The organism is Pseudomonas fragi (genome assembly GCF_900105835.1).
Taxonomy (GTDB): Bacteria; Pseudomonadota; Gammaproteobacteria; order Pseudomonadales; family Pseudomonadaceae; genus Aquipseudomonas; species Aquipseudomonas fragi.
Genome location: NZ_LT629783.1, coordinates 4,672,233 through 4,698,184 on the forward strand (window position 1 = coordinate 4,672,233; position 25,952 = coordinate 4,698,184).

Here is a 25,952-nt window from a genome sequence, read left to right on the forward strand (position 1 = left end):
ATTGATAAACAGGTAATTTTTGTATGCTGGTTGACTCCCATTGCCATCTCGATCGTCTTGATCTGAGCGCCCATGACGGCTCGCTGGATGCCGCCCTTGAGGCAGCGCGTCAGCGCGGCGTCGGGCATTTTCTGTGTATCGGTGTCAGCGCCGACAATGCGGCGGATGTCAAAGCCCTGACCGAGCGCTATGCCGATGTTGACTGTTCGGTGGGCGTCCACCCGCTGGACGTGCAGCCTGGTGCAGCGCCGGCGCTGGACTGGTTGTTGGGCGAATTGAATCACCCGCAGGTAGTGGCCATTGGCGAAACCGGCCTGGACTACCACTACGAGCCTGAAGCCGCCGACCTGCAGCAACTGTCGTTCCGGGTGCATCTGGAAGCGGCACAACAGACCGGCAAGCCGGTGGTGATCCACAGTCGCGGGGCCCGCGCCGATACCCTGGCGATGCTGCGCGAGGCGGCCTTGCCCCAGGCTGGCGTGCTGCATTGCTTTACCGAAGACTGGGACATGGCCAGGGCGGCGCTGGACATGGGCTATTACATTTCGCTCTCGGGTATCGTGACCTTCCGTAATGCTGACGCGCTGCGCGATGTAGCCCGCCAGGTGCCTGCCGACCGCTTGCTGGTCGAGACTGACTCGCCTTACCTCGCCCCGATCCCGTATCGCGGCAAGCCGAACCTGCCGCAATATGTGCGGGAAGTGGCGGAATTCCTGGCCATGTTGCGCGGTGAGTCCTACGAGCGCTTCGCCGAGCAAACTACTGAAAATTTCAAGCGGCTGTTTCCGCTGGCCCGGGTCAGATAATTGCGTGGCTTTGTGGGAGCGGGCTTGCTCGCGATGGGATCGCTACGGTGTATCTGTTAAACCGGGTTGCCTGTATCGCGAGCAAGCCCGCTGCCACAGGTTTCGCATTTAACTGAACAGCAGGCAAAAAAAACCCGAACTCTGGGGAATTCGGGTTAAGACCATTAGGAGTAAAACAAAGGCGCACAGTCCATTGCGGCCAATATCGGCGCCACACTTTGGGGGGGATGTCGCACCGACATGTTAAGTATTGGTCAGCTTTGTCGAACGTCCAGCCGTGGTTGATCGTTTTTTAAACAGATTTGGAATACCCCAGCTTCGCTTGAGTGCTCATCGAATCGCGGGTAAATCGTTTGACCCCATCGATATGCAGGATGATCCGTGCAATTTAGCGTGACTAATGCATAATACTCCGCTTCGATTTTGACCCGAACAGACCTTTTCTTATGCACAAAGAACCCCGTAAGGTCCGTGAGTTTCGTCGCCGCGAGCAAGAAATTCTCGATACCGCGCTCAAGCTGTTCCTCGACCTGGGTGAAGACAGTGTCACCGTCGAGATGATTGCTGATGCCGTGGGTATCGGCAAAGGCACGATCTACAAGCACTTCAAGTCCAAGGCCGAGATCTACCTGCGCCTGATGCTCGACTACGAGCGCGATTTGAACGAGCTACTGCACTCTGCTGACGTGGACAAGGACAAGGAGGCGTTGTCGCGTGCCTACTTTGAGTTCCGCATGCGCGACCCGCAGCGCTACCGGCTGTTCGACCGCCTCGAAGAGAAGGTGGTCAAGGGCAACCAGGTGCCGGAACTGGTCGAAGAACTGCACAAGATCCGCGCTTCCAACTTTGAGCGCCTGACCCTGCTGATCAAGGGGCGCATCAGTGAAGGCAAGCTCGAAGACGTACCGCCATACTTCCATTACTGCGCGGCCTGGGCCCTGGTACATGGCGCGGTAGCGCTGTACCACTCGCCGTTCTGGAGCAATGTGCTGGAAGATCAGGAAGGCTTCTTCCAGTTCCTGATGGACATCGGCGTGCGCATGGGCAACAAGCGCAAGCGTGACAGCGACACCCCGGCGGTAGAGTAATCAAGGCCCGTATTTGCCTTCATGGCAGATGGCCTTGAGGCTTATACTCAGGCTTGGGTCTTGCCAAAACCTGATTTATGAGTCAGGTTTTGCAGCGGCCCATTTCCCCCGCGCCGGAGTCATCCATGATCGTTGATCGCCAAGGCAGACGTTTTCGCAATTTGCGTATCAGTCTGACGTCTGCCTGCAACTACGCCTGCACTTACTGTGTGCCCAACGGCAAACGGCTGGTGGCGGCGCAGAATGAGCTGTCGGCTGAAGCGATGGTGCGCGGGGTGGCCTACCTGATCGAAGCGGCAGGCATCGAGCGCCTGCGCATTACCGGCGGCGAGCCGCTGATCAGCCCCAAGCTCGAAACGTTCATGGGTGAGGTCGGTCAGCTCGGTCTGAACGATATCAGCCTGACGACCAATGGCCAGTTGCTTGCGCGCAAACTGCCGCTGCTGCTGGACGCGGGCATCGCTCGCATCAACGTTTCCCTGGATACCCTCGACCCTGAAGCATTCCGCCGCATTGCCCGGGGTGGCGACCTGGCGACCGTGCTCGACGGCATGCAGCGGGCGCGCGAGGCCGGGATCAAGATCAAGGTCAATATGGTGCCGCTGCGCGGGCAGAACCTGGACCAGGTCATGCCGTTGCTGGAGTATTGCCTGGAGCGTGGCTACGAGCTGCGTTTTATCGAGCTTATGCGCATGGGGCATCTGGCCAGTGACGGTAATGCCTTTCTTCAGCAGTTCGTCAGTTTGCAACAGCTGTTGGCGCTGATTGGCGAGCGTCATGAGTACTTGCAGGCCGATGCACCCATCGACGCCACGGCGGTGCGCTACCAGATTCCCGGGCACGGCTATTTCGGGGTCATTGCCAACGAAAGCGTGCCGTTTTGCCGGACCTGCTCGCGGTTGCGGCTGTCTTCGACGGGGTGGCTGCATGGTTGCCTGTCGTCGAGTAACCGGCACTATGTGGGCGACCTGTTGAACAAGCCGCGGCACGAGGCGTTGCCAGCGCTGCAAGGCCTGCTGATGAAAGCTCTGGGCGACAAGCAGGACATCGCCTTCTCGGGCGGCGCTACCGTGATGAAAATCATCGGCGGCTAACAATCTGCGTGGGAGCTGGCTTGCCTGCGATGCTGGCAACTCGGTCTTACTGATACCCCGAGGTGATGCCATCGCGAGCAAGCCCGCTCCCACAAGGGAGGAGGGTGTTGGCGCGCAATCTGCATCTCGGGGCTATTCGCCGGTTTTTTGTCGCCGGCCATCGGGAGAGCGGGATGCGTGGTCTGATTGTATTGCTGGCTTTTTTGACACTGGGCGGCTGCATGACCGTCAGCGATCTGGGTGAAAGCGCACGCTATCAAATGAGCGACGCCGGTCTGCTCGATCACAGCAATACGCGACGCAGCAATTCGCTGCGCATTCAACCGGATTCCTTTATCTATATCGCCCAAGGCCCGTTTGCACCGATCGGCGACCCCTATGTGCGGCCCAATATCGTTGCCGAGGAAGCCTTCAACGGCTTTGTCGAATACTTCCCCATGGTGCGCCGTGCCAAAGCGCCGGTCGGGCTCGACCAGGCGATGACCGAAGCGCGTAATTTTGGCGCTCACTATTTACTGTACACCCGCTTTGCCCGGGCCGATGACCGCATCGGCAACAGCGACGAATGGCTCGATCAGGAAGAAATCAGCCGCCTGGGCATCGACAGCGGTGTGATCCAGGTGATGTTGATCGAAACCAGCACCCAGTACCTGATCGACACCGCCACCATCCGCAGCCGCGGCGGTTTGCTGACGTTCCATGACAACAAGCCTGCCGACCTGATCGGTCCACCGCTGGCTAAATACGCCCGCAGCTTGATAGGCTTGAGCGATCAATAAGTCGAGGAGAGCACCATGAGCGAGCCGGTAGACGTCAGCAACCTGCTGGCGCAAATCCCCAGGGCCGACAAGGGCCTGCCGCCCGTTCACTTGTGGGATACGGCGTTTTGCGGTGACATCGATATGCGCATCGCCCGTGATGGCACCTGGTACTACATGGGCACGCCGATCGGCCGCAAACCGATGGTAAAATTGTTCTCCACCATCATCCGCCGCGATGGCGATGATTATTTCCTGATCACCCCGGTTGAAAAGGTCGGTATCAAGGTCGATGACGCGCCTTTTGTCGCCGTAACGCTGGACGTGGAAGGGGCGGGCGAGCAGCAAGTGCTGCGCTTTACTACCAATGTCGACGAGTCGATCAGTGCCGGTCGCGAGCATCCGCTGCGTTTCGTCATTGATCCCCAGACCCAGGAGCCTGCGCCATACCTGCATGTGCGGCGCAATCTTGAAGCGCTGATCCACCGCAATGTGTTCTATCAGTTGATAGAGCTGGCGGTGGTGCGTGAAATCGATGGGCAAAACTGGCTGGGTGTGTGGAGCGCGGGAGTGTTCTTCCCGATAGGGCTTGAACCCTGAGGGGGGTTGTGGGAGCGGGCAATCCGCTCCCACAAAGACGCTTTTAGGCTTTCAAGGTTTTCATATCGATCACAAAGCGGTATTTCACATCGCCTTTGACTACGCGCTCAAAGGCTTCGTTGATGTTTTTGATGTCGAGCATTTCGATATCGCAGGTAATCCCGTGCTCGGCGCTGAAATCGAGCATTTCCTGGGTTTCGGCAATGCCACCGATCAGCGAACCGGCCAGTACGCGGCGCTTGAACACCAGGTTGAAGGCGTTCAGTGCTGGCTCAACCGGCTCGATCAGGCCCACCAGAATGTGTACGCCGTCAAAGGTCAGGGTTTCCAGGTACGGGTTCAGGTCGTGCGGCACCGGAATGGTGTCCAGCAAGAAGTCGAAGTGCCCGGCAGCGGCTTTCATCTGCTCGGGATCGGTGGACACGATCACATGGTCGGCGCCCTGGCGACGGGCTTCTTCAGCCTTGGCTTCGGAGCGGGTGAACAGGGTGACTTCAGCGCCCAGGGCCTTGGCGAACTTGATGCCCATGTGGCCCAGGCCGCCCATGCCCAGAATCCCGACCTTGTCGCCCGCTTCCACGCCGTAGTGAACCAGTGGCGAGTAGGTGGTGATACCGGCGCACAGCAGAGGTGCGGCGCTGGCCGGGTCGAGGTTTTTCGGGATGCTCAGCACGAAGTGTTCGCTGACGACCATCTTGTCCGAGTAACCGCCCATGGTCAGGGTGCCGTCGATGCGGTCCGGGCTGGCGTAGGTCTGGGTCATGCCTTCCAGGCAGTATTGCTCCAGGTCTTCCTTGCACGCCGAGCAGGTGCGGCACGAATCGACCATGCAGCCCACGCCGACCAGATCGCCGACCTTGTGCTTGGTGACCTTGTCGCCAATAGCCGTGACCTTGCCGATGATTTCGTGGCCCGGCATCAGCGGGTAAGTGGCGAAGCCCCAGTCATTGCGCGCCTGGTGGATGTCGGAGTGGCAAACGCCGCAGTACAGCACTTCGATGGCAACGTCGTCCGGTCGTGGGGCGCGACGGTTGAACTGCATGGGCGCCAGAGGTGCCTTGGCATTCTGGGCGGCATAACCGATAGCGTTGTAAGTGACTGTGGACATGTGAACCTCGCGAAACGTTAACTGTGGAGAGGGGGCGATTTTGCGCCTGGTTGCTTTGCAGGACTATGACGATTCCTCCGCCTGTCATGCCTATTACTCCGGAGTGTCGGGCCGGCTGTCGCTTTATTGACCAATTCTGCGAAGATGCGGCTGTCTATTCCTCCTGTGAACCTTTATCCATGTTTTTGACCCGTCATCGCGACGAGAATGCCGCGCTGGTGTCTCTGATCGAACCCTTGGCAACACAGACCGGTTTTGTGTCGACCCTTTTGCCTGAAGTTCGGGTGGTTTCTGCGTGCCGGGTGGTGGCCCGGATGCCGCAGATCTATGAGCCTAGCCTGATGGTGATCGCCCAGGGCAGTAAATTGGCCTACTTGGGCCAGCGCACCCTGGAATACGGCGCCGGGCATTATCTGGTGCAGGCGCTGGCGGTGCCGTTCGAGTGCGAAACCTTCGCCAGTGAAGAAATGCCGCTGTTGGGAGTGGCCATCAGTATTGATCGTGCAGTGCTGGGTGAGCTGGTGCTGGCAATGGGCCTGACAGCGGATCGCAATGCCGTGGCGCAGACGCCGGAGTCAATGACCTCGGCGGTACTGGATGACGACATGCGCGAGGCGGTGGAGCGCTTGCTGCGTTGCCTGCATGATCCGCTGGAGTGCCGGATCATGGGTCAGGCGCGTTTGCGCGAGGTGTTGTTTGCCGCGCTGCGCGGGCCGCAGGCGGGGGTGTTGCGGGCTTTGGTTGAGCAGCAAGGGCAGTTTGCCCGGGTGGCGGCGTCGTTAAGCTATTTGCACGAGCACTTTGCCCGGCCGCTGAATGTCGAGACCCTGGCCCGTTGCGCAAACATGAGCGCGTCCACCTTTCATGAGCATTTCAAGCGCAGCACGTTATTGTCGCCGGTGCAGTACCTCAAGCGGTTGCGATTGTTGCGCGCGCAGCAGTTGCTGCTGAGCGAGGGCTTGGGAGTGGCGCAGGTAGCGGAGCGGGTGGGTTATCAAAGTACCTCGCAGTTCAGTCGCGAGTACAAGCGTTACTTCGAACGCAGCCCGGGGCATGAAGGGGTGGGGTGCTAGTCAATCGGTGTGACAGGCGTGTTGTGGGAGCGGGCTTGCTCGCGATGCGGGCAGCGCAGGCTGTCAGGCAAGGCTGGGCGATCCCATCGCGAGCAAGCCCGCTCCCACAAAAAAGCCGGGGGCAATAAAAAGGCTCCCGAAGGAGCCTTTTGACTTACATGTTCGGGTAAGTCGGCCCGCCGCCACCTTCCGGGGTGACCCAGGTGATGTTCTGCGAAGGGTCCTTGATGTCACAGGTCTTGCAGTGCACGCAGTTTTGCGCGTTGATCTGGAAGCGCTTCTCGCCGCTTTCCTGGGTGATCACTTCGTACACACCCGCCGGGCAATAACGCTGCGCAGGCTCGTCGTAGAGCGGCAGGTTAACGCTGATCGGGATGCTCGCGTCACGCAGCTTGAGGTGGCACGGCTGCTCTTCTTCATGGTTGGTGCTGGAGATAAACACCGAGCTGAGCTTGTCGAAGCTGAGCTTGCCGTCGGGTTTCGGGTAGTCGATCTTCTTGCAGTCCTTGGCCTGTTTCAGACACGCGTAGTCCGGCTTGGTGTCGTGCAGGGTAAACGGCATCTTGCCGCCAAAGATGTTCTGGTCGAGCCAGTTGAAACCACCGCCTACGATTGGGCCGAACTTGTGCAGTGCCGGGCCGAAGTTGCGGCTGGCGAACAGCTCGTCGAACAACCAGCTGGCCTTGAAGGCTTCAACGTAGGTGTTGAGTGCATCACCCCCTTCGGAGTCGGCGAGCAACGAGTCAGCCACGGCCTCAGCTGCGAGCATGCCGGACTTCATGGCGGTGTGGCTGCCCTTGATCTTGGAGAAGTTCAGGGTGCCCAGGTCGCAACCGATCAATGCACCGCCGTTGAAGATCATTTTCGGCAGCGAGTTCAGGCCGCCCTTGCAAATGGCGCGGGCGCCGTAGCTGATGCGCTTGCCGCCTTCCAGGTACTGCTTGAGCACCGGGTGATGCTTGAGGCGCTGGAATTCGTCGAACGGTGACAGGAAGGTGTTGCTGTAGGACAGGTCAACGATCAGGCCGACAACCACCTGGTTGTTTTCCAGGTGATAGAGGAACGACCCCCCGGTGTTTTCGCTGCTGACGATGTCCAGCGGCCAGCCTGCAGTGTGTACCACCAGGCCTGGCTGGTGCTTGGCCGGGTCGATTTCCCAGATTTCCTTCAGGCCGATGCCGTAGTGCTGGGCGTCGGCTTCGCTGTCGAGCTTGAAGCGCTCGATCAGTTGCTTGCCCAGGTGGCCACGACAGCCTTCGGCGAACAGGGTGTACTTGCCGCGCAGTTCCATGCCCGGGGTGTACAGGCCTTCCTTGGGGTTGCCTTCGCGGTCAACCCCGAGGTCGCCGGTGATGATTCCGCGCACCACATTGTTTTCGTCGAACAGCACTTCTTGAGCAGCAAAGCCCGGGTAGATTTCTACGCCCAGGTTTTCAGCCTGCTGTGCCAGCCAGCGGCACAGGTTGCCCAGGGAGATGATGTAGTTGCCTTCGTTGTGCATGGTTTTTGGCACAAACAGGTCTGGCACCTTGGTCGCGGTGCTGTCGCTGCGCAGTACATAGATATCGTCGCGGGTGACCGGAGTATTGAGCGGAGCGCCAAGCTCTTTCCAGTCCGGGAACAATTCGTTCAGGGCGCGGGGTTCGAATACCGCACCGGACAGGATGTGAGCACCGACTTCGGAGCCTTTTTCAACCACGCAGACGCTGATTTCTTTACCGGCTTCGGCGGCCTTCTGCTTCAGGCGGCAGGCGGCGGACAAACCGGCAGGGCCGGCGCCGACGATGACCACGTCGAATTCCATGTATTCGCGTTCCACAGGTTCTCTCCTACTCAAGGCTCAACGGTATTTTTCTAATTGGAGGTTTGGCGTTTCATCCATTATTCCCTCGGCGCAGGCCAAGGACGCAATGGATGAGGCGCCGCTCTCTCTATAAGGCCGGGCATTATATCTACACCACTGGCAGGGTCCAATACAAACGTTTGTTTGAATTCACTGCAAGCCAGACAAATCAAAGACGCGCGGCTTGAAACTGGCCCATTTGCTGTATTGACCGCAAATGGTGTTCCGGTCAAGATACGGGCGGTTTTGCGCTCGCCGTAGGCTGATTGTCGGTTTCAAGAGCACCTCTAAAGACAGGGCACAGGCACACGCCAGTGGGAGCCTGCCATTTTTGCAGCGGAGTTTACACGTCCTTTTGGTGGATGACTTGTTAGTCACATCGGACAGACGGTCGCAGGGGCAGTCGCTGGTACCCGTCTATTAATAAGGCAACGATCTTTGGAGGTGCCCTTGTGCTGACGAGCATCAACCGCCAGGTTCGCCTAGGCGACTTTCTTTTCACCGGAGAGTAACGAGGAATCCATGAAGGTTCTTGTAGCTGTCAAACGAGTGGTCGATTACAACGTTAAAGTGCGCGTCAAGGCGGACAACTCCGGCGTTGACCTCGCCAACGTCAAGATGTCGATGAACCCCTTCTGCGAAATCGCCGTGGAAGAAGCCGTACGCCTGAAAGAAAAAGGTGTTGCGACTGAAATCGTCGTCGTCTCCATCGGCCCGACCACTGCTCAGGAACAGCTGCGTACCGCGCTGGCTCTGGGTGCAGATCGCGCCATTCTCGTCGAGTCCGCCGAAGACCTGACCTCGCTGGCCGTGGCCAAGCTGCTCAAGGCCGTTGTCGACAAGGAACAGCCTCAGCTGGTGATCCTGGGCAAACAGGCCATCGACAGCGACAACAACCAGACTGGCCAGATGCTGGCTGCGCTGACCGGTTTCGGCCAGGGTACGTTTGCCTCCAAGGTTGAAGTGGCAGGTGACAAGGTTGCCGTCACGCGTGAAGTCGACGGCGGCGCGCAAACTGTTTCGCTGAGCTTGCCGGCGATCATCACCACCGACCTGCGTTTGAACGAGCCGCGTTATGCGTCCCTGCCAAACATCATGAAAGCCAAGAAAAAGCCGCTTGAAGTGCTGACGCCAGACGCGTTGGGTGTTTCGACTGCTTCGACCAACAAGACCCTGAAAGTTGAAGCCCCGGCTGCACGCAGCGCGGGTATCAAGGTCAAGTCGGTGGCTGAACTGGTCGAGAAACTGAAAAACGAAGCGAAGGTAATCTAATCATGACTATCTTGGTAATCGCAGAACACGACGGCAAGGCACTGGCTCCGGCCACGCTGAACACCGTAGCCGCCGCCGCTAAAATCGGTGGCGACATCCACGTTCTGGTTGCAGGCCAGGGCATTGGCGCAGTCGCTGAAGCCGCTGCACAGATCGCTGGCGTGGCCAAAGTCCTGGTTGCTGATAACGCGGCTTACGCCCATCAGTTGCCGGAAAACGTTGCCCCGCTGGTTGCAGAGCTGGGTGCCGGCTACAGCCACATCCTGGCCGCCGCGACCTCCAACGGCAAAAACATCCTGCCGCGCGTTGCTGCACAGCTGGACGTTGACCAGATCTCCGAGATCATCTCGGTGGTCAGCGCCGACACCTTCACCCGCCCGATCTACGCCGGTAACGCCATTGCCACCGTGCAGTCCACTGCGCCGGTGAAAGTGATCACCGTGCGTGCCACCGGTTTCGACCCGGTTGCCGCCCAAGGTGGTTCGGCAGCGGTTGAAGCGGTTGCAGCGGTTCACGATGCTGGCACTTCCTCGTTCGTGGGTGAAGAACTGGCCAAGTCGGACCGTCCTGAGCTGACCGCAGCCAAAGTCGTGGTTTCCGGCGGTCGTGGCATGCAGAACGGCGACAACTTCAAACTGCTTTACACTCTGGCCGACAAGCTGGGTGCTGCGGTTGGCGCATCGCGTGCCGCTGTGGACGCAGGCTTTGTACCCAACGACATGCAGGTCGGTCAGACCGGTAAAATCGTTGCGCCACAGCTGTACATCGCGGTGGGCATTTCCGGCGCGATCCAGCATCTGGCCGGCATGAAAGACTCCAAGGTGATCGTTGCGATCAACAAGGACGAAGAAGCACCGATCTTCCAGGTGGCTGATTACGGCCTGGTAGCGGACTTGTTCGAAGCAGTACCTGAGCTGGAGAAGCTGGTTTAATCCAGTCGCTTCACTTATAAAGAGCCCGGTGACCGGGGCGTGGGGAAGGGCAGGGCACTCAGTGTTTTGCCTGCTTTCACCGCCCGGGTAACCGGGCTTTTTTATGCCTGTCAATTGTGGAGGGAGCGTGAGGGGTATGGATATGCGTCAGATCAGCAGGCTGCTGGCGGGGCTGGCATTGTTGCCATTGCTGGCCGAGGCGGCGGGCAAGTGCGAACGCCTGATTGTCACCGGCAGCCCCGATGCGCCGCCTTACCTGTGGCGCGACCCGGCCGACCCGGCGCATTTGATCGGTGCCAGCGCCGACCTGATCCAGCAGGCGGGGCAGGAGCTGGGGATCAAGGTTGAAGTGCTGTATGGCGGCAAGCGCGCCCAGGCCCAGGACGAAGTGCGCACCGGACGCATGGACATGCTGCTCGATGCGCCGCTGACGGTAGCCGGGCTTTCGTCTTTTGATTACATCCACCCGCCGCTGGTACGCAACGATTACCTGGTGTGGACGCGCAAGGACTCGCCCCTGATCTACGAAACGCCCGCAGATTTGCATGGGCACAAGGGGGCTGTCTCGCAAAAGGCCCGTTTAAGCGAGACCTTCAACGAGTTTGCCCAGCATCAACTGACACTCGAGCTCCAGCCCGGGTTGACCCAGGCTTTTCAGAAGCTGCTGCTGGGGCAGGCCGAATACGTATTGGCCGGGCGCTACGCCGGTATGGCTACAGCACAGACCCTGGGTATTGCCGACGACTTGCTGGCGCACCCGCAACCGGTCGATCAGCCAGGGCTGTTTTTGGCGGTTTCCCACGACTCGGCCTGCAATGAGCCGTGGTTGCGCGGACAGCTCGCCAAAAAGATGACAGAATTGCCCGCCTCCGGCCTGACCGAGGCGGTAGTGCAACGCAACCTGGAGCGGTGGAAAACCCAGCTGCAACAACCGCTCAGCGCCCCAAAACAGTAGGAATCCCTAGTGACAATTCGACCTCTTTTCGCTGCCCTGGCCGTTGTGGCTCTGGCGGGTTGTGCAGCCGATCCTGCGCCGAATGAACAATTGCGTTTGACCGAACAGGCCCTGGAACAAGCCAGGGCGGTGGGTGCCAAGGCCGATGATCTGGCTGAGCTAAAACAAGCCGAAGACAAGCTGGCCCAAGCGCTGGCCGATATGGCTGATGAATCCTACAAAGACGCCCGCATGCACGCCGAGCAGGCCGAGCTTGACGCCCGGTTGGCCGAAGCGCGTGTGCTGACGCAAAAAAGCCAGGAACAATTGAACGTGCTCAATACCCGTATCGCGCGCTTGCGCAAACAACTGGCGGAGGCGCAATGAGCCTCAAACCCTTAGCTTGCATGGGTGCGCTGGTGGTCGGCCTGAGCGGTTGCGCCGGTCATCACAACAGCGAACAAGCCTTGCAGCAGGCCAGCACGGACTTCCAGGCCGTCAAGGAAGATACCAATGTGCTGCGCATCGCTCCCAAGGATGTGATCCGTTCCGGTGAGTCCCTGGCGCGAGCCGACCGGTTGTCCAGCTACTGGGGCAGCGGCGAAGATGTAGCGCATTACGCTTACTTGAGTCAGCGCTACAGCGAAATCGCCCGTGAGCATACCCAGCAAGTGCTGAATGAAGAACGTGCTGCCAAGCTCGAACTGGAGCGTCAGCGCCTGCAACTGGCCTTACGCGAAGCCAAGCTGTTGAGTGTTCAGCAGCAGGGCCAATGGTTGGAAGAGCAAATCATCAGCCTGGCCACGACCCAGACCGATCGAGGCCTGGTCATGACCCTGGGCGACGTGCTGTTTGATACCGGCGAAGCCGACTTGAAGAATTCGGCCAACCGCACGGTGCTCAAGCTGGTGCAGTTTCTGCAACTCAATCCCAAGCGCATAGTGCGAATCGAGGGTTACACCGACAGCACCGGCGGCACGGAGGATAACCTCAAGTTGTCCCTGGCCCGTGCCCAGGCCGTGGCGGATGTGCTGATTGATCTGGGAATCGATGAAAAACGCATCCAGGTGGAAGGTTATGGCGACCAGTACCCGGTGGATGTAAACGCAAGTGAACGCGGGCGGGCCCAGAACCGTCGTGTTGAAATCGTCTTTTCTGACGAAAAAGGCCAGTTGGGCGCTGCGCGGTAAACGTTTTACCCGAAACCCTGTAGATACTCTGTTGCAGGTCAAGCCCAACCAAAAGCCCCTCACCCTAGCCCTCTCCCGGAGGGAGAGGGGACTGACCGCACGCGGCCTCAAAATCTCCACAGATCAACCCCCTCTCCCTCCGGGAGAGGGTTGGGGTGAGGGGCTTTCAGCCATCACTTTTCCCCAGCGTGTAGCAGCAGTCTCGTCCCTTCGGCAGCTGCAGGGGAAGTTCCGTCCGCACCCATACAGTTTGCCCCGCACTCGGGCTGTACGGCTGAGATAAGTGACAACTGTGCCCGTACACTTCTAAACTGTTCCGGTATTGTTCCCACAAAAATAAAGCCTGAACATCGAGTGCGGCGCCATGACCAACCTTTTGCTTTACCAACGTATCGCTCAGCAGCTGGCTGAAGATATCCGGCGTGGCGTTTATCAGCCCGGCGAGCGCGTGCCTTCGGTGCGCAAGATGAGCTCGCAGCTCAACGTCAGCCATGCCACGGTGTTGCAGGCCTACGCCAATCTTGAAGACCAGGGGCTGATCCGGGCGCGGCCACAGTCCGGCTACTACGTTCACCAGACCCCGGCCCTCACCGCGCCCACTCCGGATATTGCCCGTGTCGAGCGCCCGGGGCTGGTCACCCGCAGCAGCATAATCCAGCAAGTTTTGGTCGAGTCCCGCCGCGAAGGCGTATTCCCGCTGGGCGCGGCAGTGCCCAGTGTCGATTACCTGCCTGTGCGGGCGCTGCACCAGCAATTGGCCAAGGTCACGCGCTTTCACAGCCCGCGGGCGTTCAGCTATATGTTCAGCCCCGGCTTCGAACCCCTGCGCCGACAGGTGGCCATCCGCATGCGCGACGCCGGGGTGGTGGTTGATCCGTCCGAGGTCATCATCACCCACGGCTGTGTCGATGCCCTGCAAATGTCATTACGGGTGCTGACCCGCCCCGGTGACCTGATTGCGGCAGAGTCGCCGACTTACTACGGCTTGTTGCAACTGGCCGATCTGCTGGGTTTGAAAGTCATTGAAATCCCCAGCGACCCGGCCACCGGCATGAGCCTTGAGGCCCTGCAGCTGGCCGCCAACCAATGGTCGATCAAGGCCCTGGTGCTGACCACGCGCCTGAGCAACCCGCTGGGCGGGACCATGCCTGAAGAGCGGCAAAAGCAACTGCTGCGCCTGGCTTCAGACTTTGATATCCAGATCGTCGAAGATGACATCTACGGCGAATTGATGTTCGAGGTCGGGCGCACCAAGGCCCTGAAAGCCTATGACCGCCTGGATCGGGTGATCTACTGTTCGAGCTTTTCCAAAACCCTGTCACCCGGTGTGCGTATCGGCTGGATGATTGCGGGTAAATTTCAGCAGGAAATCCAGCGTCTGCAAACCTTTACCACCCATTCGGCGTGCAGCGTGACCCAAATGGGCGTGGCGGCTTACCTTGAAAATGGTGGTTACGACCGCCATTTACGTTACATCCGCCAGGAATACAGAAAAAACCTCAGTGCATTCCAGTTGGCCGTACAGCAGCATTTCCCGGAAGGCACACAGATGTCACGCCCCAGCGGCGGTTTTATCCTGTGGGTCAGTTTGCCGGGCCGGGTCAATACCCAGGAGCTGCATGTGCGGGCGCTGCAGCAGGGCATCAGTATCGCGCCGGGGCTGATTTTCAGTAATACCGAGCAGTTCAATCATTGCATCCGGCTAAACTGCGGCACGCCCTGGAATCGGGAAGCCGAACGGGCCCTGATGACACTTGGCATGCTTGCCAAGCAGCTATGCCAGGAAGCGGCAGGTCTGTATGGCGGCTCGGCAACAGCCGGGATGGCATTTTGACTATAATTACCTTGTTCCCCTGTGCGTAAAGCGCGAGCATACGCACCTGAACCGTTAAAGCTGTGGAGTTATGAAAGCGACATATTGTGCAAGTCTTGTGTTGATGGGTGTTTTGGGTGCGCTCAATGCAGTCGTTGCAACAGCAGACCCGGTGCAACCTGCATCCACTTCTGCGCAGACGCCATCTGTCCATTCAGCGGCCCAACCTGCCGCCAGCGAGAAAAAAGCGCCCGTCAAAAAGCGTGAGCCGATTGCCTCCAAATCCAGGTCGGCCCATGACATCGCCAAAAAGCGTTTGCCTTCTGCCAAGCTGGACCTGCACCTGCCGCCCGAGATGGTCAGGCAATTGCGCCCCCTGGGTACGGTCCCCATGCCTGCCCACAAACCGCTGTTGCCCAATATGTTTGGCGAAAAGTCGGTCGAAGAAAGTCCGTTTCAACTCAATGGGCGTTTGCTCAGCAATGAAATGGACCTGCAATTGCGCAATGAATATCGGCGCAATGAAATCGAAGGTGCGGCGCTGGATTTCGAGTTCAAGCAATAAGTGCCGAACGTTGAAAAACAGACTTCTAAACTGACTAATCAGTCACCGTCAGTTATCGGCACATTCTGCTGAACGGTCAATTTCAAACACCTGTTCCAGCGAGTACTATCCCTTGTCATCTACACACTTTGCCCCGAACGAGGAGCTGACGTCATGAATTGCCGTGAAGGCTGTGGCGCTTGCTGCATAGCCCCTTCCATCAGTACACCGCTGCCCGGCATGCCCAATGGCAAGCCGGCCGGGGAACGCTGCCTGCATCTGTCTGTCGACTACCTGTGTGGTTTGTTCGGCCAGCCGCAACGCCCTGCGGTGTGCGGTGATTTCAAGGCCGATATCGAGGTGTGCGGCAGCAATCGGGAAGAAGCCATCAACCTGATCGGCTGGTGGGAGCAGGTGACTGCGGCGTAGTGTGTTGGTGTCCAGTGAACAAACCTTCAACAATAAGGAACAAGACAATGGGTTCGTTGCATAGAGTGGCATTGGTATGTGGTTTGAGCGCGCTGCTGGTGGGTGTGGCCCAGGCTGAAGACTGGAAGGTTGCCAAGGATCAGGACGGCATCAAGGTGTCGCTGAGTGAGGTCGCCGGTTCCCAGTACAAGGCGTACCAGGGCGTGACCACCATCAAGGCGCCACTGGCCAAAATCAGCAAGCTGCAGGAAGACGTGGCCAGCGCTTGCGCCTGGATCCATGAGTGTCAGTCGCAAAAATTGCTCAAGCATGAAGGCGACCAGAGCTGGACTTACACCCAGTTCAAGACCCCGTGGCCGGTCACCCCGCGTGATTCGGTGCTGCAGGTGACCACGGCCCAGGGTGCCGATGGCAGTCTGACCCGCACGCTCAAGGGCATGCCGACCTACATCCCGGAAGAAAAGGGCTTTGTACGGGTTGCCCAGGTCAACGGCTTCTGGAAACTGGTGCCCAAAGGCGACAACCTGACCGAAGTGACTTACCAGGTGCACACCGAGCCGGGCGGCAGCGTGCCTTCGTGGCTGGCCAACAAGTTTGTGGTCGATGCTCCGTTCAATACCCTCAAGGGGCTGAAAGAACGCGCTGAAAAGCCGTAACCCGCAGCAGTGCAAGCCGGGTCCTGGACAGCGCATCTGTCCGGGTACCGGGCGAGGTTTCCCCGGAGTGGGGTAAAAAACTGTTGAAATTCATGGCTTGCCCCCTTGGCAGAGGCCGCTCCCCGGGTCTACTCTGGATCCAGACCAGCGAAGTAATCGACTGGCTCTGATCTTGTTCGCTACATGCTTATTTCTTCCCCTGTCACGGCCCGAATGCGGCCAGAGGGAAGCGCTGAATGTCTATCCATTGCGAGGAGGACGTTTCATGAGCACAGCCCATCAAGAAGACCTCAGCAGCTATGTGCTGCGCCGCATGAAAGAAGGCGGTTTTGATTTTTCACGCATCCATCCCATCGAGTTTTACGCAATCTTCCCGGACGAGGAGCGGGCGCGCAGGGCTGCACAAAAATTTTGCGGTGAATCCCTCAATGCGCAGATCAATGTGCGTGATGACGGGGCCTGGCATCTGGAATTGAGCAAGGTGATGTATGCCACCTATGGTGGTATCGGTGATTTCGAGCAGGACTTTGAAGCTGTCGTGGTGCCGCTGGGCGGGATTATCGAAGGCTGGGGCGTCAAGCAGGAGGTGCGTGGCCTGCTCAATTGAACGGCGTTTGATGGATAAGCGGCTGGCCTCAGGGCTGGCCGTTCTGCTTTTTGCGCCGGGTACCCAGGCCCGCGAAGACGCGCAGGGGCTGCACGTCTTCGGCGCAGTGGCGTGTCTTTAACCGATAACCTTGGTCAGGTTCGGCAAGATCAGCAGCAAGGTGGTAGCAAAGAGGATAAGACCGGCTTGACGTACTTTCGTATGTTTGAACATGGCTATCTGCCTTTTTTTGTTTTTTCCGAACGACAATGCCTGCGCCAAGGGCACCATGCCTTGGAAAGAAAGCGGCCCCGGCGACAGGCTTAACAGTAGAGCCCTCATAAGACATGGCTTAGAACCCTTTCACATCATTCAAGTGCAGTAAGTTTCTAAAACGCTATTAGGTTTATTGCGCCTGACCTGCCGCCCCGCAGCTAGACGCAACGGACTTGTGGGGAGGGCATATTCTTAGCCACCTACCGTTCGTCAGTGCGTCCAGTTCCTGTTTGTTTTGTCCTACAAAAGCCCACGGTTTTCGGGGGCTGGAGGGTAATCACCCGCTTCAGTGCTTGCCATGAAATACCCTTTCAAGGCAGGCTCTGGCGAGCAGTCATCATTACTTTCGCCTTTATCGTGCCAGGTACTTTTATGTCGCTACGCATCTGCATTCTGGAAACCGACATTTTGCGTCCAGAGTTTGTTGACCAATATCAGGGTTACGGGCAAATGTTCGTGCGCCTGTTCTCCACGCAGCCTATTGCGGCACAGTTCAGTGTTTTTAACGTGATGCAAGGCGAGTACCCGTCTGATGACCAGGTTTTTGATGCTTACCTGGTTACCGGCAGCAAGGCGGATTCATTTGGCACCGATCCGTGGATTGAAACCCTCAAAGCCTACTTGCTGAGCCGCTACGAGCGCGGCGACAAGTTGCTAGGTGTGTGCTTTGGCCATCAATTGCTGGCGCTGCTGCTCGGTGGCAAGAGCGAGCGCGCTACCCAGGGTTGGGGAGTGGGCACCCATCAGTACAAACTGGCGGCCAGGGCGCCGTGGATGAGCCCGGTGGTCGAGGACCTGACCCTGCTGATCAGTCATCAGGATCAGGTCACAGCCCTGCCGCAGAACGCCACGGTCATTGCCTCCAGCGATTTCTGCCCGTATGCCGCCTACCATATCAATGATCAGGTGCTGTGCTTCCAGGGGCACCCCGAGTTTATCCACGATTATTCGCGGGCCTTGCTCGACCTGCGCCAGGAGCACCTGGGCGAGCAGGTCTACAGCACCGGTGTTGCCAGCCTGGGCCAGGACCATCATGGTCGCACCGTTGCCGAGTGGATGATGCGCTTCGTTTCGCACAAGCCGCAGACCGCCTGATATCCGGCTCGATACCTGTGGGAGCGAGCAAGCCCGCTCCCACAGGGTGGGGCGTTATAGCCAGCCAGAGCGCTTGAAGCTGGTCCACAGGCCGGTCACGCCCAGCGCAATAAACCCCAGCACGCCGAAATAGCCGTAATGCCAGGTCAATTCCGGCATGTTCTGGAAGTTCATCCCGTAAATACCCGCCACGGCAGTGGGGAAGGCGAGGATGGCGGCCCAGGCGGCGAATTTGCGCTGCACGTTGCTCTGGCGTGAAGATTCCAGCAACACCACGATCTCAATGGTCTGGGTCGCGGCATCGCGCAGGTTGGTGAGGTCTTCCATCTGCCGGGTGACGTGAATCTGCACATCGCGAAAGTACGGGCGCATGTTTTTGTCGATAAAGGGAAAGGTCAGGCGCTGCAGTTCTTCGCTGATCTCGACCATCGGCGCCACATAACGGCGCAGGCGCAGTACATCGCGGCGCAGGCCATGCAGGTGGACAATGTCGGCCTCATTCAGGGCGTTGCCCATGATGCTTTGCTCGAGCTGTTCGATTTCGGCGTGGATGGCCTCGCTGACCGGCTGATAGCTCTCGGTGACGAAGTCGAGCAGGGCATACAGCACAAAGTCTTCGCCATGCTCCAGCAGCAGCGGGCGAGCTTCGCAACGCTGGCGCACGGCCTTGTACGAGGCCGAATGGCCGTTGCGGCTGGTGATGATGTAGCCGTTGCCGGCAAAGATATGGGTTTCGACAAACTCCAATTTGCCTTCATGGCGAATCGGCGAATAGATCACGATAAACAGCGCATCGCCGAAGGTTTCGAGCTTGGGCCGGCTGTGCTGCTCAAGGGCGTCCTCGATGGCCAGTTCATGCAGGTTGAACTGGCGTTGCAAGTTGGCCAGCTCTTGCGCGTCAGGTTGCTCCAGACCGATCCAGACGAAGTGACCGGGCTTTTTCGCCCACTCAATACCTTCGTCCAGCGTGATATTGGTGACCTTCTTGCCTGCGTTGTAAACCGCAGCAGCAACAACTCTCCCCATAGTTCTAATCGCTTCTTCTTCAAAGGGTTATGGCACGAAGATGCAGCTTAGCGCGCTATTGACCACTTTGAGTCGCCAAAGGCTCAGAGGTTCGGGTTGGACACTGTCGAATTGCCCTTGGCCAGGGGCGGCAAGTGACGGTTTTGCGGGCTCAGCAGCTCGCGATCCATAGACTCGATGCATTCGCGCATCTGCGTATGGCACAGCTCCATCAGGTGCGGGATGTCATCCAGGGTCAGGCCGGCGGTCGGGATGGCCGGTAACGAGCGGATCAGGATATCGGCACTGTGCCAGCGGTTGAGCTGCAGATGCCGGCTATAAGTGCTGACACACACCGGCACAATCGGCACCCCGGCAGTGATTGCCATCTGAAATGCCCCTTTCTTGAAGGGCAGCAGGGTTTTGCCCAGGTTGCGCGTGCCCTCCGGGAACACCCAGATCGATGTGTCCTTCTCTTGCAGGGTGCGCGTTGTCGTCAACATCGACTTGCGTACTTTCTGGGCATTGCCGCGATCGATCAGCACATTACCCGCCAACCAGAACAGCTGGCCGAACAAAGGCACCCACTTGAGGCTTTTTTTGCCGATGCACACCGTGCGGCGCGGCACTACGTTGCCGAATACAAACAGGTCGTAGTTGGACTGATGATTGGCAATCACCACACAGCTTTGCGGCTTGTCCATCAGTGGTCCGACTTCGGCTTTGAGCCGGTAGCCCAGGATCCAGCGCGATGGCCAGGCATACAGGCGCGCGCACAGGCGGCTGTTGTCCGGATTGAAGGGGCGGCACATGCCCAGTAAGACACCCAGTACGCCTGCGAGCATAAAATGCAAAAACATCAACAACATACGCATCGAAAGTAGCATTTACAGGCTCGCCAAAACAAAAGTCGGCGCAGTGTACGGATGTGCACTGTCTTCAGCAATTACCCCGATACAAGTAGGAGATAGCTGAAGTTTTAGCATTTGTTTCAGCAAGCGCTGTAAGAAGCGGGCCAGAGGTGTTCAAGAATGTCAGGTGGGGGGTGTTGCGCAGGCACAATCCCGACCGCAGGTTGCGGTCGGAACCGGGTTTGCGGAGGGAGGAGGGTCAGAGCGGGTGGTGCTGATCTTCTTCGATGGCCTTGTCCAGGGTCTCCAGCAGCTCCTTGCGCACTTTGAGCTTGGTGTTCCTGTGAGCCTTCATATTGATCTTCTTCAACTGGCGGGCCACTTCCAGGGCTGCGGCGTGCAGCTCTTCAGGCTTGACCACCTTGTCGAGAAAGCCTGCATCTACGGCGGTGAGCGGGTTGAACATCTCGCCGTTGATCACTGAACGATGGAATGCCGATTTGCGCAGACGGTCGCGGGCCAGCTCGATGCCGGCGTGGTGCATGGTCATGCCGATCTGCACCTCGTTCAGACCGATACTGAACGGGCCTTCCACACCGATGCGGTAATCCACCGACAACAACAGGAACGCACCCTTGGCCACCGCATGGCCGGAGCAGGCGATCACCACCGGGAAAGGGTGTGCAAGCATGCGCCGGGCCAGGGTTGAGCCCTGCCTTACCAGCTCAATGGCTTGCTCGGGGCTGGCGGTCATCACCTTCAAGTCATAGCCACCAGAGAGAATGCCCGGTTGCCCGGTAATAATGACCACCGCGCGATCCTGCTCGGCCTGGTCCAGCGCGGCATTGAACGCAGAGATCACATCCGGGGAGATGGCATTGACCTTGCCATTGCTTAAGGTCAGCGTGGCGATACCGTCTTCCAGGTGGTAGGCAATCAAGTCACTCATGGCGCAAATCCTTGTTATGAAGTGGGTCAGACGTTACCCAGCCCTGTGGCGCAGGTAAAGGGCCATGACTGACTGGTGAGTCATGCAATTGGCCTTCGCCTTCTATATAGAGGGCAGCGCAGCAGGGGTTGCGCTGGAGCGAGCAACGTTGCGGTGCCGGAATTTGGCAGAAACACCCCCCTGGGGCCTACGCCCAAAAGGACTATTTTCGTAAGCACATGAAAATTCTGAAAAAAACATTTGTCATATCGAAAGCTTTCGACTACATTAGCGCGCCTCGACAGACAGAACTTGTTTGAAGAGATACGGTGAAGTGTCCGAGTGGCTTAAGGAGCACGCCTGGAAAGTGTGTATACAAGAAATTGTATCGAGAGTTCGAATCTCTCCTTCACCGCCACATTAAGTAAACACAAACCCCTGATTTTCCTAGAGAAAGTCGGGGGTTTGTGGTTTCTGGCGTCTGGAAAAGGGCGGTATGGGAACAATATGGGAGCACGACCGCTGAACTGCCCGTGTTCTGCTTGAATGCTCTTCTTCGAACCTAAATGGATTTAGACTTTTATGAAAGTGCTCCCCCTTGGTGTGCTGTTGTTGCTGACTGCAGGTTGCGTCCAGGTCCAGCAGTACACGCCCCCTCCCGGTGTACCCCAGGCGCAGATTCGCAGCGAAATGGACGCCTTGAGCAATTATCGCAACTACCTGACCCTGACCGAGGCGCCGATTGTGGGCTGCAAGTACGGCAGAACAGTGCCGGTGAAACCGGGTCGACAATTGTTCGCCGTGCGGGATAAGACATCCTGGCCAGCAGGCTTCATCCCGGTAGAAGCGGAAAAACCCGTCCATTTGGTAGTGGATGGCGCGGCTAATGCCGGCCGCAGATGCAAGATCGAGTTTGTCAGCGTGTTCGCCACGGGTGCCCGTTATGTCATTAAGGGAGGTATTGTCGAGAACCCCGAGACTTACGATTCTTGCCAAGTCAAAATCTTTAACGAGGACACCGGAGCCCCTCTGCTGATGCTCGAACCGTCAACGCTCAAGAACGACTGTGCTTTGGACAAGTTGCCGTCTACGGCGCGTTGATTGTTGCAGGCAAGGACCTGTAGTCGCTGACAAGCGGCGTGAGGCTGCGTCCGCCGACGCAGTCGTCGCACAATTCGCTGCTGCAAGGCACCCGATAAACCCGAATGACTGGATATGTGATCGCCGCGCCAGCGGGTCAGGGTAATGATGCAAACAGTCTCATATTTAATAGTGAGCGTTATCGGTAACTTAGAAGAGTATGAGTGGTGTCATATTTAACGAGTCGGGTTTATTTGTGCTAAAGCGCCTTGCATGTTTTTAGTTCTGATCTAATATTTGCTCGCACTAAGCAGCACGACACGATTCTAGGACCGGTTTTCTTTCGCGCTTGCTTTCCAATTGTTTGACGTAGAAGGAACTACGATGAGTGTTGACTGGCAAGGTGCGGGTGATATTCAGGCTATTTTTGGCACGCTGATCGACAAGGAGCTTAATTGCACCGTCGAAGAACGTGATCGTCTCTCTATTCCTATTTCCAATGCGCTGATAGAAAAGTTTGCACGACTGGGGTTGTATAAATACAACTTGCCCGCCGTGTGGGGCGGTCAGGAAGTTGGTTATGCTCAGTGGGGCCGTGTGCTGGAAAAGCTCGGGTATTTATCTACGGACTTATCGTTTCCCTTTTTGATATCCGTAAGGATGTCATTTATTTCATTTCTGATTGCAGTGGGGCGGGAAGATATAAATAACGAATACCTGGTTCACCTGATTGAGGGTAAAACAGGTGGTGCATTTGCTTATACAGAAGATGCCGATGCTTTTTCTTTTGTCTCCCGTGCAGTGCCCACTGCGGACGGAAAAGCCTATACGGTGAATGCCGTGAAAAAGATCGTCACCGGCGGTGAGACAGCGAATTATTTTTTGCTGTTTGTTCATGGTGATACCGCTGATATGCAAGTCTTTCTTGTGCACGCCGACGATCCGGGTGTTGTGGTGACACCTAGCGTGATGCATGGCTGTCGTTCTACAGGGATTGCCTGTTTAACATTGACAGATGTGCGCCTGGATAAACACCGCTTGTTGCTGGCCACGGACGGTCTGAGTTTTGCGCAGCGTTATTTCCTTAATTGCAGGCGCTCATTGCAAACCACCTTGTTTTTAGGGCGCGCCCGCGCCGTGATTGAAACCACTGTGGCGTATTTGCAAAACACTGTGCGCTACGATCAGCAATTGATCGATATGCAGCATGTGCAGGCCTGTATTGGTGAAATGTATATGGCGCTTGAGTCATCCCGCACCTTGGTCCATTACTCACTGGAGCGTCAGGTCAGGCAAGAGTCTGACCTGTACTGGGATGCAGCCGCTTCAATGGCCAAGTATCAGGCGGTGGAGGATGTCAACAAAATCGCCTTCAAAGCCCTGAACCTGACGGGTAGCTGGGGCTATACCGAAAGCAGCGGTATCGGTCGGGCGCAGCGCGACTTTGCGGCGCTGGTGGCAGGGGCTGATCCGCAGGAGAAGCTCAAGGTTGATATGGGCATTCGGATGGTGCACGACCTGGACATGATGTCCCGACGTTCTTCAAAAAAGGAGAGTTGAACATGAAGATCAAGTTGTCAGGCAATTTGGCACGTTTTGTTAACTATAAAAAAGAGTTGAAACTGGAGGGCGATGGTATTCAGACCGTAGGCGATGCGTTGCACGCGTTGGTGGTGAATTATCCGGTATTGAAAGATATTATTTTTGATAAGAATCACAGCGTTAAAAAAGGCTATTTGATTTCTTTGAATGGCGAAAAAGTTGACGCAGCAGTTAAAGTAAGTGCAGGCGGTGAGGGTGATTGTCTTGATATTTTTACTGCGATAGCCGGGGGGTGAGGCTATGCAAAGCAGAACAATAAAGGTTACGCATCCGATAGAGCCAACGCTGTTTGGTCCTTTCCAGTTTCATGCGCGCTCGCTGATGTTGATGAGTTACAGTTTGATGTGGTCCTGGTGTAGTACCTATCTGTCAGTGTCCTTTCCGGGGATGATCAAAGAGCATCACCAAAGCATGGTGGCCGTGGGTGCCGAAGTTGAATATGTCGAACCTTTTGAGATGTTCTCGGTCGATGAGTTTTCGGTGTCGGTCGATGAGTTCAAGGTGCGCCAGGGCAACTCTGTGTTTCAAGTGCTGCACCTGGTTCGTGCCCAGGGCATTGTGGTTGCCAGGGTCAAGGTTCGCTGGAAACTGCTGGAGCTGGATGGTGATGAAGCACTGTCCGCAACGCCTGGGGTTATTCGGCCTGCTTTACTGCAGAAGTTTCTTCCCGAGGAAGTTGACCCTTCACGGGTTGAGCGGCCTTTGCTGGCGCAACTGGATAGCTTGAAAGAGCATGGGCAGCTCGGTGCCGAGTTTGAATATGACTTCACCCTGTTTCGGCATCGTTGTGAAGTGGCCGATCAATGGGTGTTCTTTGAATTACCCACACTGGCTGCGGAAAGCAGGGAGTCATTAATTGATGCCTTGCAAGATGATCCTGACGAACTTTCCAGTTCGCTGGGCCTGGCCCTGAATGATATTTACATGGAGTGGCGTTGCCCTTTTTATCTTTTCGAAAAGGGCCGTATTAAAACGCAGGCTTATCGGCTGCAGGGCAAGCTGTATTTCGCTCATCATGTTTTCAACCTGACGCGCGCCAATACATTGGCAGCGATCGTGATTGAAGCGTTTTAAATTCGACTCAGGTTTTTTATCTGTCTCGTCAATCCGATCCTAGAAAAGTGAAGGGAGCAACGCCATGAGCAGGGAGGGTGATGCGATCGAGCATGAGCAACTTACCGCGGGTGAGATGGGGATGTACTCCCGTCATTTGCTGATCCCCGCGATCGGCATCAAAGGTCAACTGGCATTGAAAAATGCCAGTGTTTTAATGATTGGTGCTGGCGGCCTGGGGTGCCCGGCGCTGCTTTATCTGGCGGCTGCCGGGGTGGGGCGGCTGGGAATTATCGATGCCGACCAGATCAATGTGTCCAATGTGCACCGCCAGGTGCTGTTTCGCATCACCGATAAAGGTCAGAACAAGGTCGATGTCGCCAAGCGGCGTTTGCAAAAACTCAATCCCTATATCGAGATCGAAACCTGGATTGAGCGCTTCAACCTCGACAATGCCCAGGCGCTTGTGGCTGATTACGACATCATTGTCGATGGCACTGACAACTTTACCGCCAAGTACTTGATCAACGATGCCTGTTTCTATGGCGGCAAGCCGCTGGTGTATGGCGCCATCATGCAGTTCGAGGGGCACGTCACGGTGTTTAACGCGCTGGATGAGCAAGGCCGTCGTGGCGCCAATTATCGTGATCTCTACGATGGTCCGCCTGATGCTGCGTTGGCGCCCAACTGCGCGGAAGCCGGGGTGTTGGGGGTGCTGCCTGGCATGATCGGCTGCTTTCAGGCCAATGAAGTGATCAAACTGATTACCGGGATCGGGCGGCCGCTGGTCAACCGCCTGATGGTCTACGACGCCCTTGAGGCCACGAGCCGGGAGATCGTTTTTTCGCCTGTCGGCGATAACCCTCTCAGGGACCCGCTGCGCCAGCCAGTGCTGGAAGAAATGGCGCAAGTCTGTAGCGCGCCAGGTGTCACCGATGACTTTATGCTGAGCATTGAAGACTTTGCCGCGCTGATCAGTGAGACATCGATCCATCTGATTGATGTGCGTGAAGGGCATGAGCGCGAACAGGTTTCGATCGGTGGCGAACATGTCCCGTTGGAGCAGGTGGGCGAGCGGGTCGCACAGTGCCTGAGCGACAGGCCAATCGTGCTTTACTGCCAGTCGGGTGTGCGCAGCCAGAAGGTGGCGAGAATCCTCGCGCAGCAAGCACTCCGGTCACCGATTTTCAGTTTGAAAGGCGGCTTGAGCGCGTTTTTGGGCGCAGATACCTATGCGCAGATAATGGCTGAACTGGTGTTCTGCAAATGTCCCATGAGCCATCAGGCTCGCGTGTAAAGAACCTGTGGGTCAGGCTTGTTTGCGATGCAGATGAAG

The 25,952-nt window shown here is 57.3% G+C and carries 27 protein-coding genes and 1 tRNA gene; 23 read left to right on the forward strand and 5 right to left on the reverse strand.

The window, feature by feature from the left end; translation table 11 throughout:
* Positions 1-23: 23 nt before the first annotated feature.
* The 5 genes from BLU25_RS21535 (at position 24) to BLU25_RS21555 (ending at position 4,346) form a co-directional block, all read left to right on the forward strand.
* A complete protein-coding gene (locus BLU25_RS21535; RefSeq protein WP_016779957.1) occupies positions 24-806 on the forward strand; it encodes a TatD family hydrolase in 783 nt (260 codons plus the stop codon).
* Between the two features lie 446 nt (positions 807-1,252).
* Positions 1,253-1,894, forward strand: coding sequence for a TetR/AcrR family transcriptional regulator (locus BLU25_RS21540; RefSeq protein WP_016779958.1), 642 nt, complete (start codon positions 1,253-1,255; stop codon positions 1,892-1,894).
* Positions 1,895-2,019: 125 nt separating this feature from the next.
* A complete protein-coding gene (locus tag BLU25_RS21545) occupies positions 2,020-2,988 on the forward strand; it encodes a GTP 3',8-cyclase MoaA (RefSeq protein ID WP_083369825.1) in 969 nt (322 codons plus the stop codon).
* Positions 2,989-3,161: 173 nt separating this feature from the next.
* On the forward strand, positions 3,162-3,767 hold the full coding sequence (locus BLU25_RS21550) for a DUF4823 domain-containing protein (protein WP_016779960.1): 606 nt from the start codon (positions 3,162-3,164) through the stop codon (positions 3,765-3,767).
* A gap of 15 nt (positions 3,768-3,782) precedes the next feature.
* Positions 3,783-4,346, forward strand: coding sequence for a DUF1285 domain-containing protein (locus BLU25_RS21555; RefSeq protein ID WP_016779961.1), 564 nt, complete (start codon positions 3,783-3,785; stop codon positions 4,344-4,346).
* Between the two features lie 43 nt (positions 4,347-4,389).
* Here BLU25_RS21555 and BLU25_RS21560 read toward each other — a convergent pair whose 3' ends face one another.
* Positions 4,390-5,454, reverse strand: coding sequence for an NAD(P)-dependent alcohol dehydrogenase (locus tag BLU25_RS21560; protein WP_016779962.1), 1,065 nt, complete (start codon positions 5,452-5,454; stop codon positions 4,390-4,392).
* A gap of 179 nt (positions 5,455-5,633) precedes the next feature.
* Here BLU25_RS21560 and BLU25_RS21565 point away from each other — a divergent pair, with 179 nt between their 5' ends.
* A complete protein-coding gene (locus tag BLU25_RS21565) occupies positions 5,634-6,527 on the forward strand; it encodes an AraC family transcriptional regulator (protein ID WP_016779963.1) in 894 nt (297 codons plus the stop codon).
* Positions 6,528-6,681: 154 nt separating this feature from the next.
* Here BLU25_RS21565 and BLU25_RS21570 read toward each other — a convergent pair whose 3' ends face one another.
* Entirely contained in the window at positions 6,682-8,346 is a 1,665-nt protein-coding gene (locus BLU25_RS21570) for an electron transfer flavoprotein-ubiquinone oxidoreductase (RefSeq protein ID WP_016779964.1), read from the reverse strand.
* A 546-nt stretch (positions 8,347-8,892) separates the two neighbouring features.
* Here BLU25_RS21570 and BLU25_RS21575 point away from each other — a divergent pair.
* From BLU25_RS21575 to BLU25_RS21625, 11 genes are all read left to right on the forward strand, one after another.
* The gene (locus BLU25_RS21575; RefSeq protein ID WP_046809636.1) at positions 8,893-9,642 is read left to right on the forward strand and encodes an electron transfer flavoprotein subunit beta/FixA family protein; all 750 of its coding nucleotides are present in this window, start codon (positions 8,893-8,895) and stop codon (positions 9,640-9,642) included.
* Positions 9,643-9,644: 2 nt separating this feature from the next.
* The gene (locus tag BLU25_RS21580; protein ID WP_016779965.1) at positions 9,645-10,574 is read left to right on the forward strand and encodes an electron transfer flavoprotein subunit alpha/FixB family protein; all 930 of its coding nucleotides are present in this window, start codon (positions 9,645-9,647) and stop codon (positions 10,572-10,574) included.
* Between the two features lie 136 nt (positions 10,575-10,710).
* On the forward strand, positions 10,711-11,529 hold the full coding sequence (locus tag BLU25_RS21585; RefSeq protein ID WP_016779966.1) for a substrate-binding periplasmic protein: 819 nt from the start codon (positions 10,711-10,713) through the stop codon (positions 11,527-11,529).
* Between the two features lie 9 nt (positions 11,530-11,538).
* Complete coding sequence (locus BLU25_RS21590; protein WP_016779967.1) at positions 11,539-11,895, forward strand: DUF4398 domain-containing protein; 357 nt, start codon at positions 11,539-11,541, stop codon at positions 11,893-11,895.
* Positions 11,892-12,698: an OmpA family protein gene (locus tag BLU25_RS21595; protein WP_029611297.1), complete on the forward strand. Its 807-nt coding sequence runs from the start codon at positions 11,892-11,894 to the stop codon at positions 12,696-12,698. The genes BLU25_RS21590 and BLU25_RS21595 overlap by 4 nt, the downstream gene beginning before the upstream one ends.
* 364 nt (positions 12,699-13,062) lie before the next feature.
* Complete coding sequence (locus tag BLU25_RS21600; protein WP_016779969.1) at positions 13,063-14,532, forward strand: aminotransferase-like domain-containing protein; 1,470 nt, start codon at positions 13,063-13,065, stop codon at positions 14,530-14,532.
* Between the two features lie 70 nt (positions 14,533-14,602).
* Positions 14,603-15,076: a hypothetical protein gene (locus BLU25_RS21605; protein WP_029611298.1), complete on the forward strand. Its 474-nt coding sequence runs from the start codon at positions 14,603-14,605 to the stop codon at positions 15,074-15,076.
* A gap of 153 nt (positions 15,077-15,229) precedes the next feature.
* On the forward strand, positions 15,230-15,484 hold the full coding sequence (locus tag BLU25_RS21610) for a YkgJ family cysteine cluster protein (protein ID WP_016779971.1): 255 nt from the start codon (positions 15,230-15,232) through the stop codon (positions 15,482-15,484).
* Positions 15,485-15,531: 47 nt separating this feature from the next.
* Positions 15,532-16,140, forward strand: a complete 609-nt coding sequence (locus BLU25_RS21615; protein ID WP_016779972.1) for an START domain-containing protein — start codon at positions 15,532-15,534, stop codon at positions 16,138-16,140.
* 265 nt (positions 16,141-16,405) lie between these two features.
* Positions 16,406-16,747, forward strand: a complete 342-nt coding sequence (locus tag BLU25_RS21620; protein WP_016779973.1) for a ribonuclease E inhibitor RraB — start codon at positions 16,406-16,408, stop codon at positions 16,745-16,747.
* 627 nt (positions 16,748-17,374) lie between these two features.
* A complete protein-coding gene (locus BLU25_RS21625; RefSeq protein ID WP_016779977.1) occupies positions 17,375-18,097 on the forward strand; it encodes an amidotransferase in 723 nt (240 codons plus the stop codon).
* 54 nt (positions 18,098-18,151) lie between these two features.
* Here the strand turns inward: BLU25_RS21625 and BLU25_RS21630 are convergent, their stop codons facing one another.
* From BLU25_RS21630 to BLU25_RS21640, 3 genes are all read right to left on the reverse strand, one after another.
* Positions 18,152-19,123, reverse strand: coding sequence for a magnesium and cobalt transport protein CorA (locus tag BLU25_RS21630; protein WP_016779978.1), 972 nt, complete (start codon positions 19,121-19,123; stop codon positions 18,152-18,154).
* 83 nt (positions 19,124-19,206) lie between these two features.
* A complete protein-coding gene (locus BLU25_RS21635) occupies positions 19,207-19,989 on the reverse strand; it encodes a lysophospholipid acyltransferase family protein (RefSeq protein ID WP_029611299.1) in 783 nt (260 codons plus the stop codon).
* Between the two features lie 223 nt (positions 19,990-20,212).
* Positions 20,213-20,902: a crotonase/enoyl-CoA hydratase family protein gene (locus BLU25_RS21640; protein ID WP_016779980.1), complete on the reverse strand. Its 690-nt coding sequence runs from the start codon at positions 20,900-20,902 to the stop codon at positions 20,213-20,215.
* Positions 20,903-21,209: 307 nt separating this feature from the next.
* On the opposite strand from BLU25_RS21640, the gene BLU25_RS21645 reads away from it, so the two are divergent.
* The 6 genes from BLU25_RS21645 (at position 21,210) to moeB (ending at position 25,913) form a co-directional block, all read left to right on the forward strand.
* A tRNA-Ser gene (locus tag BLU25_RS21645) sits at positions 21,210-21,299 on the forward strand.
* 164 nt (positions 21,300-21,463) lie between these two features.
* Positions 21,464-21,982 (forward strand): hypothetical protein, encoded by a 519-nt coding sequence (locus tag BLU25_RS21650; RefSeq protein WP_016779981.1) that lies wholly within the window; start codon positions 21,464-21,466, stop codon positions 21,980-21,982.
* A gap of 363 nt (positions 21,983-22,345) precedes the next feature.
* Positions 22,346-23,521 (forward strand): acyl-CoA dehydrogenase family protein, encoded by a 1,176-nt coding sequence (locus tag BLU25_RS21655; RefSeq protein ID WP_016779982.1) that lies wholly within the window; start codon positions 22,346-22,348, stop codon positions 23,519-23,521.
* A gap of 2 nt (positions 23,522-23,523) precedes the next feature.
* Complete coding sequence (locus tag BLU25_RS21660) at positions 23,524-23,799, forward strand: MoaD/ThiS family protein (RefSeq protein ID WP_016779983.1); 276 nt, start codon at positions 23,524-23,526, stop codon at positions 23,797-23,799.
* A 4-nt stretch (positions 23,800-23,803) separates the two neighbouring features.
* Entirely contained in the window at positions 23,804-24,637 is an 834-nt protein-coding gene (locus BLU25_RS21665) for a hypothetical protein (RefSeq protein ID WP_037000995.1), read from the forward strand.
* A 64-nt stretch (positions 24,638-24,701) separates the two neighbouring features.
* Entirely contained in the window at positions 24,702-25,913 is a 1,212-nt protein-coding gene (moeB, locus tag BLU25_RS21670) for a molybdopterin-synthase adenylyltransferase MoeB (protein ID WP_016779985.1), read from the forward strand.
* Positions 25,914-25,952: the final 39 nt, after the last annotated feature.